Below are 15,779 nucleotides of genomic sequence, written 5' to 3'. Positions count from 1 at the left end.
GTCGCGCTCGGCCAGCCGGTCGGCGACGAGGTGCTGCGCGTAAGCCGCCTCGCGCTGCTGGTTGGCGGCCATCAGCCGGACGCGGAGATTGAGGATGCGACCGATCTCGGCCTTGGCGTAGGTGTTGAGCTCCCAGGCCGCTTTGGCATTGGGCTGGGCATCGATCTGCAGGATGATCGCGCGCAGGCGGTTGATGACCTGCTCGGTCGTTGCCGAACTGTCGGCGGCGTAATAGACGTCCGCCTCGGAGATGCTGGCATATTCGGCGAGTGCGAAATCCGAGGGAGAGAGCGTGCCGAGCGCGTCAGCGCCGCCGACCACTGCCAAGTATTCGTTGTAGAACTTCGAGATGTTGCGGACGTAGCCTTGGGTCTCGGCAAAGGGTGGCACGCCGCCATACTCGATCACTCGGCCCGGCCCCGCGTTATAGGCAGCCAGCGCATGGGGGATATTGCCGAAGCGGCCCAGCTGCGTGGTGATGTAACGCGCGCCGCCGCGGAGGTTGTCTTTCACGTCATAGCGGTCGACTCCAAGATCGGAGGCGGTGCCGGGCATGAGCTGGGTCAGCCCATAGGCGCCGACCGGGCTTTCTGCGGCGACGTTGAAGCGGCTCTCCTGCTTGATCAGGGCCTGGAAGAGGCAGCGCCACTGGGTGGCAGAAAGGCCCGCGCGGGCCACACCGGGGGCACCTGCGAACTCGCCCGCGACCTCGACGATCATCATCTCGACCGTCTCGCGGCCCTCGCCGAAGAGACGGCTGTTCATGGGACTGAGATCGGTATTGGGATAGACCGTTGCCACCCCGAAATCCGCATTGCCCTCGAGCGCGCGGATATCGAAGCCGGGGCCGGTGATCGCGGCGGTCATCTCCTCAAGCACGCGCAACTGGTCGGCCTGGACATCGGCCAGTGTGGACTCCGTCCGATCCTTGTCCTGCTGGACGCCGAGATCTTCGGCCAGTGCCGTCACCCGTGCAATGGCGCGCCCGATCGCGGAATTGTCCTGCGTCGGCACCCCTTGGGCATGGGCGGGCAGGGCGCCAAGGCCGAGGCAGAGCCCGGCGGATATGATCGCGGCGCGTCTCATTCCGGACGGGGCAGGGGCTCGAATGTGCAGTCGGGTTTGGCCATTGCGTGAGCCGGTGCGCCCATGGTCGAGAAGGACAGGGCGGACCTTGTCACCTGCGGCTCGCCATTGCGTCCGAAGCAGGGCGAGGTTTTCTCGGTGTATTTCTCGCAAGCGGCGAGCAGGCCTGCGGCGGCGCAAAGCACGAGGAGAGGTTTCAAACTCATATCACTTGTCTCCAGAAATCGGGATTGGCGCGCCAACCGGCGGGCACACGGGCCTCGCCGGTGGCACCGCCACCAAGGATGGGAAGGAGGTTGCCCAATGCGGAGAGGTCCGCATCGACGAAGACGCTGTCGCCCGCCGAGCGAACGAGCGCGATGCGTTGGCCGATGGTCGGCTGCACGAGAAGGGCAGCCTCCTTGGCGTTCACGCGCAGGAAGTCGTAATCGGAGATCGTGGCGCGGTCGTTCGGGAAGAGGATCTGGGTTGGCACCGTCTCGACGATGGTCTTGCCGACGCGGCTGTCGCGCAGCTGGCTCGGATACTGCGTCATCATGATCACGACGCAGTTCATCTTCCGAAGCGTCACCAGCCAGTTTTCCAACCGTGCTCCGAAATACGGATCGTCGAGAAGCTTCCAGGCCTCGTCGAGCACGATGATGGTGGGGCGGCGGTCTTCGACCACGCGTTCGATCTGGCGGAAGATGTAGGAGAGCACCGCCATGCGCTCGGTGGTCATGTCGAGGATCTCGGTCATATCAAACCCGACGATGTCGCCCGTGAGCTTGAGGCCCGCGCCGCGCTCGGGTTCGTCGAACACCCAGCCATAGCGCCCACCCGGGGCCCATTCGGCGACGCGAGACTGTAGCTCGCCATCGTCATCGAGCGACTGAAACAGGGTCTCGAAACTGGCGAAGCGTCGGAGCGAGCCCTCGGCATGGGCATTTTGCAAGACCGCGCTTTGGATGTGTCGTGACTGCTCGCCCGTGAGGGTTCCATTGCGTGTGAGAAGTGTCGCAAGCCAATCCGAGAGCCAGGCGCGGCCCCGTTCGTCGATTTCGGTATCTAGGGGGTTCAAGCCCGAGGGCACCCCGGCGCGGATTTCGTTGTATCGGCCGCCGAGGGCGCGCACGGCCATCTCGAGGCCGCGATCCTTGTCGAAGAAGAAAAGCCGCGCGCCGACCCGCTGCGCTTGGGCTGCGAGGAAAGCGGTGGTCAGTGTCTTGCCGGTGCCGGTGCGCCCCAGAACCAGCGTATGGCCAACGGTCGGTTCCTTGCCGGGGCTGCCGGCCTCGTGAAAATTGAACCGATAGCCCGAGGTGCCGACCGTGGGCAGGACCGAGATGGTCTGACCCCAAGGGGATTGGTCAGGACCGCGCCCTTCGACGCTGCCATGCAGGGCCGCGAAGTCGGCGAAATTGATCGAGGAGATCGGGGTCTTCCGCGCCCGGTAGCCGAAGTTACCTGGGGATTGCGCAAAATACGTGGCTTTCAGCGCCATGTTTTCGCGCACGATTACCGACATGATCTCCTGGCCGACGCGTTTGATCTGGGCGGCGGCCCGTTCGAGCGTGTCGCGGTCCGGGGCATAGACGGCGACGGAGAGGTGATGATCGCCAAAGGCGATGCGGCCCGCTTCCTGGTCGTCGGCTGCTTGCCCGAGTTGTTCGCGCAGGGACACGGCGGCATCGTCGGAGGCATGCATCTGGCGGATGATCCGCTGGATGCGTTCGGCCATGATGTTGTTCGGGATTGGGCTGAAGGAGTTCGTCAGCACGATGTCGAGCGGCAGATCGAGCGCGTCGAGTAGCGTCACATCGGTCAATGCCGGATAGGTCTTTATAGAAAAGAGTGCGCCGTATTTTACCCGACCAGTTACGGCGTCGGTCAGGGTGACAACGTCGCCATCAAAGGTCGCGCGGCAGTTGCTCAAGGTATGCGAGATGGGCAGGGCGCTCTGCCCGAAGGCGATGGGGGAGAAGCTGCCGGCGTTCAGCGTATTGAGATAGCCCAGCCATTCGCCGCCCGACTTTGTGAGCCGCACGGGATTGGCCGCGGCAAGCGCCACTTTGAAGAAGCCCAAGACCTCGTTCAGCTCCTGCATCCGCGTCGCGCGGTCCTTGACCCAAGCCTTTCGGGCCAGCGCGCGCAGGAGCGGAATGCGGGCGGAGATATCGGGGCGTCGGATGACGCTGAGATAGAGTTGGCGCTTGGCAGGGCGGAGGTCTTTGACATGGGCCTGCCAGCGCGCGTCGATCGCGGCGGCGAAGCTGTCTCCCTCGATGGGGCGCATTCCGAGATCCTGCGGCACGGAGATGCGGTGGATGTAGAAACCGAAGGCGTTGCCGGTCTGGGCGACGATGGCCGCGACCGCGCGTTTGAGCGCGTCGAGCCGGGCGTCCTCAGTGGTCATCGGGTTCAGACCATCAAGGCGCAGGGTCGCCAGGAGATCGCCCTCGCGCAGCACCATCACATCGTCATCGGCAAGCGCGAAATACGGCAGATGCTCCGCGAGATAACTTTCCCGCGCGAACGCCCCGCCGCCAGTCTGCAGCAGAGCGGTTCCGTGAGTGGAAAGAGTGCCTGCATCAAGTGCCAAAGCTGTCGCCTCCATTCAGGGCCCGGTTCTTCGTCGGTCGCACCGATCCATAGGAGACGCGCAGCACCTCGAAGAAATGCGGCTCGCGGTCAGCGACGAACCAGAGGATCGGATAGGCAACGAGACCTACAGGCAAGAAGACCAGCGACTTGGTCCAGATGAACGGCAGAACGACCCCGGCTGCCAGCGCCACGAGGTATCCGACAGGGAGACCCAGATACTTGGGCGGACGGGCGAGGCCCAGAAAGAGGGGGGATTGTTGGGCCATTTAGTGCGTGTTTCGCTCAGCAAGAAAAGTGTATCCGGAGGCGGGTCCGAGGCAGCGTTTGCGAAGCACAACGCGTTCGGACCTGCCGAAGGATGCCTTCTTGCGAAACACGCACAGTGCTTTCCGGGTCATCACGAGAAACCTGCCACAATCGTACCGGCCGAGAAGATCAGCACGATCCCGATGATGACTGAGGCGAACCAGCCCCAGTTGAGGCGCCCCATCATACACATGAAACCGGTGCCGATGACCGCGAGCGTGGCGACAGCGATCCCGATCGGGCCGGTCAGCGCGGCCTCGACGGTTTCCAGCATAGTCTGGATCGGTGACAAGTCTTGCGCGAGAGTAGGCGTTGCGAAAGCCGCCAGGGTTGTGGCGACAGGCAAGAGGCGGCTGAGGCGATGTCGAAGCATGCGAAGTTCCCTTGTTTTACTGAAGATCGATGAGGACGGGCGCGCGGGCAGGCACGCGGGTCGCGACACGGATGTCCGGCGCGGAAACGAATGTGCCCGCCAGGCGGGACCGGATCCGGTGGATGCGCGCGATATATTCGCGGGTCTCGGTGAAAGGCGGGATGCCGGAATATTCGACCACCCGGTGTGGCCCGGCATTATAGGCCGCGAGCGCCAGGTCGATGTCCTTGAACGTTCCGAGTTGTGCGAGCAGATAGCGCGCGGCGCCGTCGAGGTTCTGGGACGGATCGCGCGGATCGACCCCCAAGACGCGGGCCGTGTCCGGCATGAGCTGGCCGAGACCATAGGCACCCTTGGGGCTGACGGCGGTCGGGTTGTAGCTGCTTTCGGCCTCGACCAGGGCCTGGAAAAGGACCAGCCAATCGTCCGCGTCGAGGCCGACCTGCCGTAAGGCGCGGTTCCCCTCGTGGCGATCTGCGGTGGCGCGGATTAGGGAGAGGATGTTGTCGCGTCCGGAAGGCGACGTGAGGTCCAGCGAAGCCAGAACGACTTCAGCCTCAGTGCTATCATCCAGCCCTGCCCAGGCAGGTCGTTCGCCATGAAAGGACCAGCCGGATGTCCGGGCCGTGCCGTCGCGGCCGAAGGCGATGACGTCAGCCGCGCTCCTCGAGGGTGAGCTCATAGTCAGGACCAAAGCGCAAGTCGCGCCCGTCACCGAACTCGAGATGATGTTTGAAGAGGCCCGGCCATATATTGAAATACCGTGGCTCCGGCCCGTGCGGGGTGATCCGGGTCGAGACCAGAATGGCTTCCGGCTCGCCCTCGCGCAGGTAGATGCACTGGTAGCGCGGCTTGCCATCGTCCGTGAACCCCACGAGTTCATACCGGCAGCGGAACGCGATGCCCTTCTCGGACAAGTCTTTGACACCATCGATGGTGATCAGGATCTGGTTGCGCGCTATCGGCATGTTCGGACTCTCCCCACGAGAGCCCTTCTACTTCACGACACTAAGGCCATAAAGCCATATGGAGTCAATACGACATATTGCATAAAAATACATATTGCACGATAGTCTGCGCAACTTTTGCGGGAGAGCGACATGAAGCGACAGGCGATGGCAGTGGCGATGGGAGTGATGGCGGCATTCGGAGCCCCTGAGAAGGCGCAGGCCTATGACATCGACTGCGCCATCATGCTCTGCATGGCGGGTGGCTTCCCGCCGAGCGCGGTCTGCGCACGGGCCTATCGCACTATGATCCGCCGCATCTCGCCCTGGCCAAGCCTGCCGCCCTTCGGGGTCTGCACCTTTGCTCATGTGCCGGTCGAGCTGGGCGGGCCCGGCGGCGAGGGCGAGCTCGATACCAACCTGCCCGAATACGAATGGCTGAACCGGACCCATGTGATCTGGTTCACCGGGCGCTCCTACGAGCCGCGCGACGAACCGCGTCAGTGGGACTGGTCGATCCGTTCCTGCGACCGCGAGAACTGGACCTGCCGCTACATCCAGCGGGTTTACGGATCCCACACGCCCTGGCCCGCGACATTCATCTCGGAAAGCGGTCAGGAGATCGCCTACCCAAGCGGTGGTGGCCTATGGCACTTCTATTCCCGCAGCATCATGGTCGAATACGGCGACTACGAGGGCAACATGGGCCACTCGGAGTGGTTCTCCTACTGATCCGGAGCGCCCGATACCTTCAGAGAGACCGGGCGCAGGTCGGCAAGGTCTGCATCAAAGCGTTCTGGATCGACATGCCAGCGGCGGCTCACCGAGCCATTATTCCAACGGTAATCGGTGAACAGGTGGATCTCCTGTGTTCCGTCGTTCAGAAACCCTTCCTGGAAAGGCCAGCCTGTCTTTCTCTTCGCCATGTACCCGCGCCACTCGTACCGTTCTTGCCGTTCGTGTCTTTCGTGTTGGGGACGGGATCAAAGCCGCAGGAAACGGACTAGCGTTTCGCGAAGAGCTCTTCGGGATCGACTTTGAGCGCCCTGGCGATGCGTTCGAGAAGGTCGAGGGAGGCCGCGAACTTGGCGTTCTCGACCTTGCCCATATGGCCGCGGCTCACGTCGGCCCGATGAGCAAGCTCCTCCTGGCTGAGGCCGCGGGCGCGTCTCAATTCCTGGATGTTCAGTGCTACACGGTCCCGCAAGTTCATGCCCGCGAAACGGACATGATGCGCGAAATATCGCCACGCGATATATGTTACATTCGGAGGTGCAGAGAAGAATTCTTGGAACGGCGCGAGATCGCCGTAATGGGATGCCTGCCGAAACGCAGGTCACGGGATGATCCGTCTCGCTAACATTATGGGCCGTTCAATCGTTCTTTCGGAAAAGGGCGGCACCGGCAATACCGGTGCCGCCAGTCGGTCGTCCACAGGGAGGTAATAGAGGACGAATTCTACACGGAAATTTGGGGTCGGCCAAAAATCGCATAATGGAGTTTATGTAATATATTAGTAGTATCAATCAGCTTTCCTTCGCTAATCAGCAATCCAAGCTTGACCTTCCAGTTGCTGGAAGCCCCATCTTAGGAGTTGGCATCATTTTGGAGGGCTAGAGCATGATACAGGTAACAGAACCGCACCCGCGAGAGCGGTCATCCGATCAGGCCAAGGATCCAGTTTGCGGCATGTCCGTCACTATGTCTCCGGAGGCCCGTCAGGCGGATTATGACGGTGAAACCTTCTACTTCTGCTCCGATAAGTGCCAGACCAGGTTCGAGGCCGATCCGATCTACTATGCCTCAGGTACGGCATCGGATCACAGCATGACCCCGAAAGCCGGGACGCAGTACACCTGCCCAATGCACCCCGAGATAGTTCGTGACGAGCCCGGCGCCTGTCCGATCTGCGGCATGGCACTTGAACCGATGGTGCCGTCGGATGAACCCAGCGAAGAACTGACCGACTTTACCCGCCGAATGTGGATCAGTGCCGCCGCGGCCGTTCCTCTGGTTATCCTGACTATGGGAGAGCTGGTCGGTTTGCCGGTCCGGGACTGGATCGGACATCGGCTGGCGACACACATCGAGTTTGTGTTGGCGACGCCGATCGTGCTGTGGGCGGCGAAGCCGTTTTTCGTGCGGGGTTGGGCGTCGATCGTGAACCGCTCACCCAACATGTGGACGCTGATCGCGATTGGTGTCGGCGCGGCATATCTCTATTCGCTGGTCGCCACGTTCCTTCCTGGTGTGTTTCCGGACGAGTACCGAATGGGCGCGGGTGTCGGCACCTATTTTGAAGCTGCCGTCGTCATCATCACTCTGATTTTCGTCGGGCAAGTACTGGAATTGCGGGCGCGGGAACGGACCGGCGATGCCATCCGGGCGCTGCTCGATCTGGCCCCGAAAACCGCGCGACGCATTCTGCCCGACGGTACGGAATACGACGCACCGCTGGAAAACATCGTTGAGGGAGATCGCCTGAGGGTTCGCCCAGGTGATGCGGTCCCCGTTGACGCCAAGGTTGTTGACGGAACGTCATCCATCGACGAGAGCATGATAACCGGCGAGCCGTTGCCGGTCGAAAAAGGTCCGGGCGATACGGTCACCGGCGGCACAATCAATAAGAACGGCTCCCTTGTCATAGAAGCCGCCCGTGTAGGTGCCGACACGATGCTGAGCCAGATCGTCGAGATGGTTTCGAACGCGCGGCGATCCCGTGCACCGATCCAGGGGCTCGCGGACCAGGTTTCTTCCTATTTCGTGCCGACCGTTGTCGTGGTCGCCATCCTTTCCTTCGCCGCTTGGCTCGGCTTCGGGCCCGAACCGGCACTCGTCTTTGCTATCGCCTCGGCGGTGTCAGTGCTGATCATCGCCTGCCCCTGTGCTCTGGGTCTGGCGACCCCGATTTCGATCATGACGGCCGCAGGTCGCGGTGCGCAGGCGGGTGTCCTGATCAAGGACGCCGAAGCGCTGGAACGCATGGCCAAGGTCGATACGCTGATCGTCGATAAGACCGGCACCCTGACCGAAGGCAAGCCGACGCTAACCGATGTGAACGCTTTGGACGACGAGTCCGAAGAAACCATTCTGACCCTCGCGGCTGCCTTGGAAAAAGGCTCCGAGCACCCGCTGGCAGAGGCCATCGTCGAAGGCGCGAAAGAGAGAGGTATCAAAGTCGGCAATGCCGAGAACTTCGAAGCCGTGACCGGCAAGGGTGTGAGCGGAACCGTCTCGGGCCGCGCCGTCGCGCTTGGTAACACCGCGATGATGCGCGACATGTCCCTCGACACCTCCGCAGCAGAGGAGGCAGCAGATGTTCTGCGAAGCGAAGGCAAGACGGCCATGTTCGTGGCCATAGAAGGAAAACTGTCCGGCATCGTCGCCGTCGCCGACCCGATCAAGGAAACGACGGCCGAGGCCATCAAGCAATTGCACGAGGCGGGCCTGCGGATAATCATGGCTACGGGTGATAACGAACGCACAGCAAGGGCCGTGGCGCAGCGTCTTGGCATCGACGAAGTACGAGCCGGCGTTCTCCCGGAAGACAAAAAGGCACTGGTGGACGAGCTTCACGCGAATGGCAAAAAGGTCGCCATGGCCGGCGATGGTGTCAACGACGCGCCTGCCCTCGCTGCAGCGGATGTCGGCCTTGCAATGGGTACGGGTGCGGACGTGGCGGTTGAAAGCGCGGGCATCACTCTCTTGCGCGGCGATTTGAACGGTATCGTCAAGGCACGGACGCTGGCCGTGGCGACGATCCGTAACATACGCCAGAACCTGTTCTGGGCCTTTGCCTACAACACGCTCGGTGTGCCCTTAGCTGCGGGCGTGCTCTACCCGGTATTCGGGCTGTTGATGTCGCCCATGTTCGCCGCCGCCGCAATGAGCCTCTCGTCGGTCTCGGTCATCGCGAACGCGCTCAGACTACGGCGATTGAGGCTTTAGACGATCCGCGTATTGAGCGTGAAGCTGGACGACACTTCTATTTCAGCAAAACGTGTATTGCTGATCTATGAGAACTTCAGCATAGCATGTTGCATGTTATTCAAAACGCGCCTTTTTCTGGTTGCTCTGTTGGTTGGCGCTGTTCTGGTGCAATTCAATCTTGCGTTCATTTCAAGTGTGGACCCAGCGCCTGCTATGGCTATGCAGAGCGATTGCTGCCCGAACGACTGCCCGGACATGCCGGAATGCGACGCTGCCTGCATTTCTACGACGCAATGTCGTGTGGCCCCGATCGTGGCCGAGCTCGAACGAGTGATCCTGGCGAACCTGCCTCGGTCCGGACGTGCCGGGTACGTGCGGACTGAGGCAACGGCGATTCTGCAACAGGCAGACGGCGGATTGCAAAGACCGCCCAAAGCATAGCGGTTCTGGTGCCTGCCGCACCAACAGCCGCGCGCCGATGTAACGTTTAGACCAGTTCCAGGTCGATACGATGGTCGGCGTTCCCGTTGCCCGTCAATACAGGCGTATCATGCCCCGTTATATTCACAGCGCCCTTGCTGCCCTCGTTGTCGCGGCCCAGCTTTCCGTGCCGGTGGCACAAGCCTCTGCATCTGATTACATTCTCGTTCTTGTCCAGACGACTTATGCCTTCGGAGACGATGCGGTTCTAGAAGTTCGTCTGATTGATACCCGCACCAATGCGCCCGTGGAGGGCGCCGTCATCTTTGCCACAAGGCTGGATATGGCGCCGGACGGGATGGAGACGATGACTTCACCGGTCTTGGCGTTACCCGGCGAAGAGCCGGGTCTCTATCGCTTCTCTGCCGATCTGACGATGGACGGAAACTGGCGCTTTTCCGTTGCGGCCAAGGTGCGGGGCGAGATGCAAACCGTTCAGGCACAGATCGTGATCGAGGTACAGCCATGAGCGCCTTTGGCAAACTGGTGCTGATCGCCGTCGTTGGCAGCGCGGCTGGATGGGTTGGCCTTGCGGCGGGCGGCAAAGGCTGGACGCCTGCGATGCTGACGGATGTGGCGCAGACGCAGCTCACAGCACTTTTGGGACGTGAAGCTGACGCGATGCCGGCCGAAATCCGATCGGCGATGGGCCCGATTATCTACTATCGACACCCTGACGGTCTTGCCGAATGGTCCGCGGTTCCGACCGACACCGTCGATGGCAAGGCGTTTCTGCCGGTGCTGGCAAGCGAAGATGTGTCGTTTGACCCAGAGGCGCCCAACCCCCTAGAGGCGAAAATTGGCGAACGAACCGTTCTCTACTACCGGCATCCGATGGGCCTGCCTGATACGTCTCCGGTGCCAAAGCAGGATTCCATGGGCATGGACTACCTTCCCGTTTTTGCCGATGAGGCAAACGATGCCGGATCGGTGACCGTATCGCCCGGCAAACTACAGCGCACCGGCGTACGTACGTCAGTTGCGGTGCTCAAGCCCATGGCAACGACGGTTCGAGCGCCGGGGATCGTCGCGCTAGATGAGCGTCGAGTTAGCGTCATTTCATTGCGTGCGGATGCTTTCATCGAAGAAGTTGAGGATGTAACGACCGGATCAATCGTTGAAGCGGGCGAACCGCTGGCGATGCTCTATTCTCCGGATATCGTCTCGGCGGCCGCACAGTATGTTTCGGACCTGCGAAGTGGTGAAGGGCGCGTGGAAGGCAGCCGTCAAAGGCTGGCAAACTTGGGTGTTCCCGTGTCAGTGATCGACAAGATCGCGGCGGACAGGCGTGCGCCGGTGCAAATCAGCCTGATGGCACCGCGGTCGGGCGTGGTTCTGGAACGAATGGCCGTCGAAGGCATGATGTCCGAGGCTGGCGAAACGCTGTTTCGTATTGCCGATACATCGGTTGTCTGGATCATGGCGGACGTGCCGGAATCTGCGCTCGCGGGCCTTTCGGATGGAAACGCTGCGACGATCACCTTCCCAGGCCTACCGGGCGAGACCTTCAGCGGTATCATCGACAAGATCTACCCTGAGGTCGATATGCAGACCCGGACGGCACGCGTCCGCGTCGACCTGTCCAACCCTGAGGGTCGCTTGCTTGTCAACATGTTCGCTGATGTGGCTTTGGCGACAGGCGACGGTGCGCCCGTGGTGCAGGTGCCGGAAACGGCGGTGATCGACACCGGCGATCGCCAGGTGGTGATCCGCGATATGGGAGAGGGGAAATTCGCCCCGCAGGATGTGGTGCTGGGGCGGCAGGCCGCCGGGATGGTGGAAGTCCGCGAAGGTATTTCCGAGGGCGACCGGATCGTCACCACCTCGACCTTTCTGATCGACGCGGAGAGCAACCTGAACGCAGCCCTGGCTGCGCTGACCGCCCCGGAGGCAGTCGAATGATCGCGCGTGGCATCGAATGGTCCGCCCGCAACCTTGTTCTGGTGTTCTTTGCCACGGCCCTTATCATCGCCTCAGGGGTCTGGTCACTACGCAATTTGCCGATCGACGCTATTCCCGATCTGTCGGACGTGCAGGTGATCGTGCTGACCGACTATCCGGGACAGGCCCCGCAAGTGGTCGAGGATCAGGTCACCTATCCGCTGACCTCGGCCATGCTGACGGTGCCGCGATCCCGCGTGGTGCGGGGCTTTTCGTTCTTCGGCATCTCTTTTGTATACATCATCTTCGAGGACGGAGTTGACCCGTACTGGGCGCGGTCGCGCGTGCTGGAATACCTCAACGCTGCTGCGGCTCGCCTGCCCGATGGGGTGACACCGGCCCTTGGTCCGGATGCAACGGGGGTGGGCTGGGTCTATCAATATGCGATCACCGGCGAGAACCTGAGCCTTGCTGAATTGCGGTCGTTGCAGGATTGGGTAGTGCGTTTCGGGGCCAGCCGCGCAGAGGGCGTGTCCGAAGTGGCCAGTGTCGGTGGCTTCGTTAAGCAATACTCGGTCACAGTTGACCCGGTCCGAATGCGCGCGCAGGGGATCACGCTGTCTGATATCGGCAAGGCCATCTCCGAGAGCAACATGGACACCGGCGGGCGCACGGTGGAGCTGTCCGAGTTCGAATTCATGGTGCGCGGACGCGGCTATCTGGCGGGGACCGAGGATATCGGCAACATCACCCTGCGCAGCATTGGCGGGGTGTCGATCAACCTGAAAGACGTCGCACGGATCGAAATCGTCCCCAACGAACGCCGCGGCATCGCCGAGTTGAACGGTGAGGGCGAGGTCGCCAGTGGCATCGTGCTTCAACGGGTCGGCGCAAATGCGCTGGATGTGATCGAAAACGCCAAGGCCGAACTGGACGTGGTGGCCCAAAGCCTACCGGATGGAGTCGACATCGTGCCGGTCTATGACCGCTCCGACCTGATCCTGTCGGCAATCGAGACGTTGAAAACAACGCTGCTCGAAGAAAGCCTCGTCGTGGCGGGGGTCACGATCATTTTTCTGTTGCACGTCCGCTCCGCCCTCGTGGCGATCATCATGCTGCCTCTCGGATTGCTGATGGCCTTCACGGCAATGAAATTTCTCGGAATCGGGGCCAATATCATGAGCCTCGGCGGCATTGCCATCGCCATCGGCGCGATGATCGACGCGGCCATTGTGATGATCGAAAATGCGCACAAACACCTCGAACGGGCCGCCCCTGACAAGCCACGCATCCAGGTGCTGATCGAAGCGGCAAGCGAGGTCGGCCCCGCGCTATTCTTCAGCTTGCTGATTATCACCGTCTCGTTTCTGCCGATCTTTGCGCTGGAAGGACAGGAGGGACGTATGTTCGGCCCGCTGGCCTATACCAAGACGTTTGCAATGGCGTCGGCGGCGTTCCTGTCGGTGACGCTGGTGCCTGCGTTGATGGTGGTTTTCGTGCGGGGTCGGATCATCCCTGAACACAGGAATCCGGTAAACCGCGTGCTGATCGCGGTCTACCGCCCGATTATCGGCGCCGTGTTGAAGGCTAAGAGCCTCACGATCATCGTGGCCATTGCGGCACTGGTAATCACCATCTGGCCCGCGCGCCAGCTGGGGTCTGAATTCATGCCCGTCCTGAACGAGGGCACACTCATGTACATGCCGACCACGCTGCCAGGGCTGTCGGTCACCAAGGCCGCCGACTTGATGCAGAACCAGGACCGCATCATCAAGACCTTCCCCGAAGTGCTGTCGGTTTTTGGTAAAGCAGGCCGCGCGCTGACTGCAACCGATCCAGCACCGACGGAGATGTTCGAGACGATCATCCAGCTCCGCCCGGAAGACGAATGGCGTCCCGGTGTGACCATTGAAAGCCTGCGACAGGAAATGGATGCCGCGCTGCAATTTCCCGGCGTATCGAACGCCTGGACGATGCCGATTCGGGCACGCATTGATATGCTGTCCACCGGTATCCGCACACCAGTGGGGATCAAGGTCTTCGGTTCCAGCCTGACCGAGATGGAAAAGGTCGCCCGTGAGTTGCAAGCCGTGGTCCGCACAGTGCCTGGAACGACCAGCGCCTATGCCGAACGGGTGATCGGCGGCTATTACCTTGACATCACCCCGGATCGTACAGCGCTCGGCCGCTACGGTCTGTCGGTGCAGGATGTGCAGGAGGTGATCGGCATGGCATTGGGGGCCAAGGCCATCACGCAGACCGTCGAGGGCCGCGAGCGCTACGACGTCGCAGTGCGCTATCCGGCGACACTTAGGTCCGATCCGGAGGCCATCGGACGCGAGGTTCAAGTGGCGCTGCCGGGCGGTGGCACAATTCCACTTGGGGACGTAGCCACCATCGAACGCACCCGTGGGGCCACGTCGATCCGCACCGAAAACGGACAGCTTGCCGTCTATATCTTCGTCGATATCGTCGGACGCGATCTCGGTGGCTACGTGGCCGAAGCGCAGGCGGCGGTCGCGGCTTCCGTCACCCTGCCACCCGGCTATTCTTTGGGCTGGAGCGGGCAGTTCGAGTACCTTGAACGTGCGAAACAGCGGCTGGCCACAGTTGTGCCGTTAACGCTGGCGCTGATCTTTCTGCTGCTTTACCTGAACTTCCGCCGTCTGACGGAAACGCTGATCGTGATGCTGTCGCTGCCCTTCGCGCTGGTGGGCGGCATTTGGCTCATGTGGTTCATGGGCTTCAACATGTCGGTTGCGGTGGCCGTCGGGTTTATCGCGCTGGCCGGGGTGGCGGCTGAAACCGGTGTGATCATGTTGATCTATCTCGATCAGGCGTTGAATGAAGCGCGTGACCGCGCGGGCGGCCGCGACCTGACCCGCGACGAACTCTACGCCGCGATCATGGTGGGTGCAGTAGATCGCGTTCGCCCCAAGATGATGACAGTTGTCGCAATCATGGCCGGCCTAATGCCGATCCTCTGGGCGCATGGAACTGGGTCCGAGATCACGCAGCGCATCGCAGTGCCGATGATCGGAGGTATGGTGTCGTCAACCTTGCTAACCCTGATCGTCATTCCGGCGGTTTATGCCATCCTCAAAGGCTGGAGCCTCAAGAAGGCCGGTACAGCGCCTGATTTGGCCCTCGGGCAGGCCGCAGAATAAGGGCAACAGCATTAAGGAGGCATTGGGAATCGAGATGAATGCTTGAAACCTATGGCGTCAGAGCGACTTCAACGACGCGAATGGTGGTACTGCCGTCCGCGCCGCTGATTGGTTGCGTCCAGGCCACAAACGCCCCGGTTCCGCCAAGCGCCATCCTCGGAAAACCGACCGATCCGCCGCCTCGATTGATGTGGAGCGCCTGAGGCGCGACACATCCGGCATCTGGCGTTACGTGGCACATGACGATCGCTTCACCGCCTCCCACATATTCGATCCAGAGCGCCAATGCGCTGCCATCTGCAAATTGCAGGACGTCCACCCGACCTGCGGCTGCGCCGAGGTCAATGCGGAGCGGTTCGTCGAACTGCGCACCGCCATCGTCCGAAAAGGCGATACGAACCTTCGGCTCGTTCTCGGCTGCCGTGAACCAGATAACGGAAATCCTGTCGCCCATGGTATCAATGGCCGGGCCATTGACGGGGCATCCGGCGATTTCCCATCCGTCGTTATGGATCGAGGCGGGCTCCGTCCACTCCCCGTCGGCCTGCCGGACAGCCGATATATCGCGAATTTCATCGGCGGTTCTGTCACGATAGACCGCCACGATGTCGCCTGATGCAGTCCGCGCTGCAGAAGTCTGGCAACAGGTACAGGTGCGCACATCCAACAAGCTTTCTGCATTCATCGTCCCGTCGGAGTTGATCTGCCGCGCGCGCAACTGCATCGCATTCTCGAAGCTCTCGCCTTCTGTCTGACTGTCATACTCGCGGCCATCCAGCCATACAGCCGTCAATCCGCCGAACTGGTCGGGTACCAACGAAACAAAACCATGCTCGCGTTGAGATCTGTCATCGTGAGGAACAAGCGGGTCCGTCCAGCTTCTGCCTTCATCTTTGGAAAAAGCGATATTGACGTCGTATTGGTAATCGCCCGGTCCATTCAGCTCTAGCCATTGTGCCGCCAAACCGCCACCAGCAAGCGCCACTACCGAAGGGAAGTCGGCCCAGTTGATGTAAGTCTTTGACG

The 15,779-nt window shown here is 61.5% G+C and carries 16 protein-coding genes; 6 read left to right on the top strand and 10 right to left on the bottom strand.

Annotated elements, in window-relative coordinates; genetic code table 11:
- The 7 genes from AB9K34_RS01545 to AB9K34_RS01515 all read right to left on the bottom strand — a co-directional run.
- A partial coding sequence (locus AB9K34_RS01545) for a lytic transglycosylase domain-containing protein (RefSeq protein WP_369952697.1) occupies positions 1–1,086 on the bottom strand: 1,086 nt, incomplete at its 3' end.
- On the bottom strand, positions 1,083–1,292 hold the full coding sequence (locus AB9K34_RS01540; protein WP_369952696.1) for a hypothetical protein: 210 nt from the start codon (positions 1,290–1,292) through the stop codon (positions 1,083–1,085). The genes AB9K34_RS01545 and AB9K34_RS01540, both read right to left, overlap by 4 nt.
- On the bottom strand, positions 1,289–3,682 hold the full coding sequence (locus AB9K34_RS01535) for a type IV secretion system protein B4 (RefSeq protein ID WP_369952695.1): 2,394 nt from the start codon (positions 3,680–3,682) through the stop codon (positions 1,289–1,291). Before AB9K34_RS01535 ends, AB9K34_RS01540 begins: the two co-directional genes overlap by 4 nt.
- Positions 3,657–3,935: a type IV secretion system protein VirB3 gene (locus AB9K34_RS01530; RefSeq protein WP_369952694.1), complete on the bottom strand. Its 279-nt coding sequence runs from the start codon at positions 3,933–3,935 to the stop codon at positions 3,657–3,659. The genes AB9K34_RS01535 and AB9K34_RS01530 overlap by 26 nt, the downstream gene beginning before the upstream one ends.
- A 131-nt stretch (positions 3,936–4,066) precedes the next feature.
- Positions 4,067–4,348, bottom strand: a complete 282-nt coding sequence (locus AB9K34_RS01525) for a TrbC/VirB2 family protein (RefSeq protein ID WP_369952693.1) — start codon at positions 4,346–4,348, stop codon at positions 4,067–4,069.
- 16 nt (positions 4,349–4,364) lie between these two features.
- Entirely contained in the window at positions 4,365–5,030 is a 666-nt protein-coding gene (locus AB9K34_RS01520) for a lytic transglycosylase domain-containing protein (protein ID WP_369952692.1), read from the bottom strand.
- Positions 5,002–5,316 (bottom strand): hypothetical protein, encoded by a 315-nt coding sequence (locus tag AB9K34_RS01515; protein ID WP_050524067.1) that lies wholly within the window; start codon positions 5,314–5,316, stop codon positions 5,002–5,004. Before AB9K34_RS01515 ends, AB9K34_RS01520 begins: the two co-directional genes overlap by 29 nt.
- A 132-nt stretch (positions 5,317–5,448) precedes the next feature.
- Here AB9K34_RS01515 and AB9K34_RS01510 point away from each other — a divergent pair, with 132 nt between their 5' ends.
- A complete protein-coding gene (locus tag AB9K34_RS01510) occupies positions 5,449–6,027 on the top strand; it encodes a hypothetical protein (protein ID WP_369952691.1) in 579 nt (192 codons plus the stop codon).
- On the opposite strand, the gene AB9K34_RS01505 is transcribed toward AB9K34_RS01510, so the two are convergent.
- Together AB9K34_RS01505 and AB9K34_RS01500 are read right to left on the bottom strand one after the other, a co-directional pair.
- A complete protein-coding gene (locus AB9K34_RS01505; protein WP_369952690.1) occupies positions 6,021–6,221 on the bottom strand; it encodes a hypothetical protein in 201 nt (66 codons plus the stop codon). The two genes, AB9K34_RS01510 and AB9K34_RS01505, sit on opposite strands and share 7 nt — an antisense overlap.
- A gap of 77 nt (positions 6,222–6,298) precedes the next feature.
- Positions 6,299–6,508, bottom strand: a complete 210-nt coding sequence (locus AB9K34_RS01500) for a helix-turn-helix transcriptional regulator (RefSeq protein ID WP_369952689.1) — start codon at positions 6,506–6,508, stop codon at positions 6,299–6,301.
- Positions 6,509–6,984: 476 nt separating this feature from the next.
- Between AB9K34_RS01500 and AB9K34_RS01495 the strand changes: the two genes are divergently transcribed.
- From AB9K34_RS01495 to AB9K34_RS01475, 5 genes are all read left to right on the top strand, one after another.
- Positions 6,985–9,243 carry a heavy metal translocating P-type ATPase gene (locus tag AB9K34_RS01495; protein WP_369952688.1) on the top strand — a complete coding sequence of 753 codons (2,259 nt, stop codon included), beginning with the start codon at positions 6,985–6,987 and terminating at the stop codon, positions 9,241–9,243.
- A gap of 12 nt (positions 9,244–9,255) precedes the next feature.
- Positions 9,256–9,666, top strand: a complete 411-nt coding sequence (locus AB9K34_RS01490; RefSeq protein WP_369952687.1) for a hypothetical protein — start codon at positions 9,256–9,258, stop codon at positions 9,664–9,666.
- 109 nt (positions 9,667–9,775) lie between these two features.
- On the top strand, positions 9,776–10,174 hold the full coding sequence (locus AB9K34_RS01485; RefSeq protein ID WP_369952686.1) for a FixH family protein: 399 nt from the start codon (positions 9,776–9,778) through the stop codon (positions 10,172–10,174).
- Positions 10,171–11,607 (top strand): efflux RND transporter periplasmic adaptor subunit, encoded by a 1,437-nt coding sequence (locus tag AB9K34_RS01480; RefSeq protein ID WP_369952685.1) that lies wholly within the window; start codon positions 10,171–10,173, stop codon positions 11,605–11,607. The genes AB9K34_RS01485 and AB9K34_RS01480 overlap by 4 nt, the downstream gene beginning before the upstream one ends.
- Positions 11,604–14,753 (top strand): efflux RND transporter permease subunit, encoded by a 3,150-nt coding sequence (locus AB9K34_RS01475; RefSeq protein WP_369952684.1) that lies wholly within the window; start codon positions 11,604–11,606, stop codon positions 14,751–14,753. Before AB9K34_RS01480 ends, AB9K34_RS01475 begins: the two co-directional genes overlap by 4 nt.
- Before the next feature lie 49 nt (positions 14,754–14,802).
- On the opposite strand, the gene AB9K34_RS01470 is transcribed toward AB9K34_RS01475, so the two are convergent.
- Entirely contained in the window at positions 14,803–15,717 is a 915-nt protein-coding gene (locus AB9K34_RS01470; protein ID WP_369952683.1) for a sialidase family protein, read from the bottom strand.
- Positions 15,718–15,779 lie beyond the last annotated feature (62 nt).

This window comes from Sedimentitalea sp. XS_ASV28, from assembly GCF_041224545.1.
In the GTDB taxonomy this organism is placed as follows: Bacteria; Pseudomonadota; Alphaproteobacteria; order Rhodobacterales; family Rhodobacteraceae; genus Sedimentitalea.
Note: the sequence above shows the minus strand (reverse complement) of the source record. Positions and strands in the feature narration are given on the sequence as shown.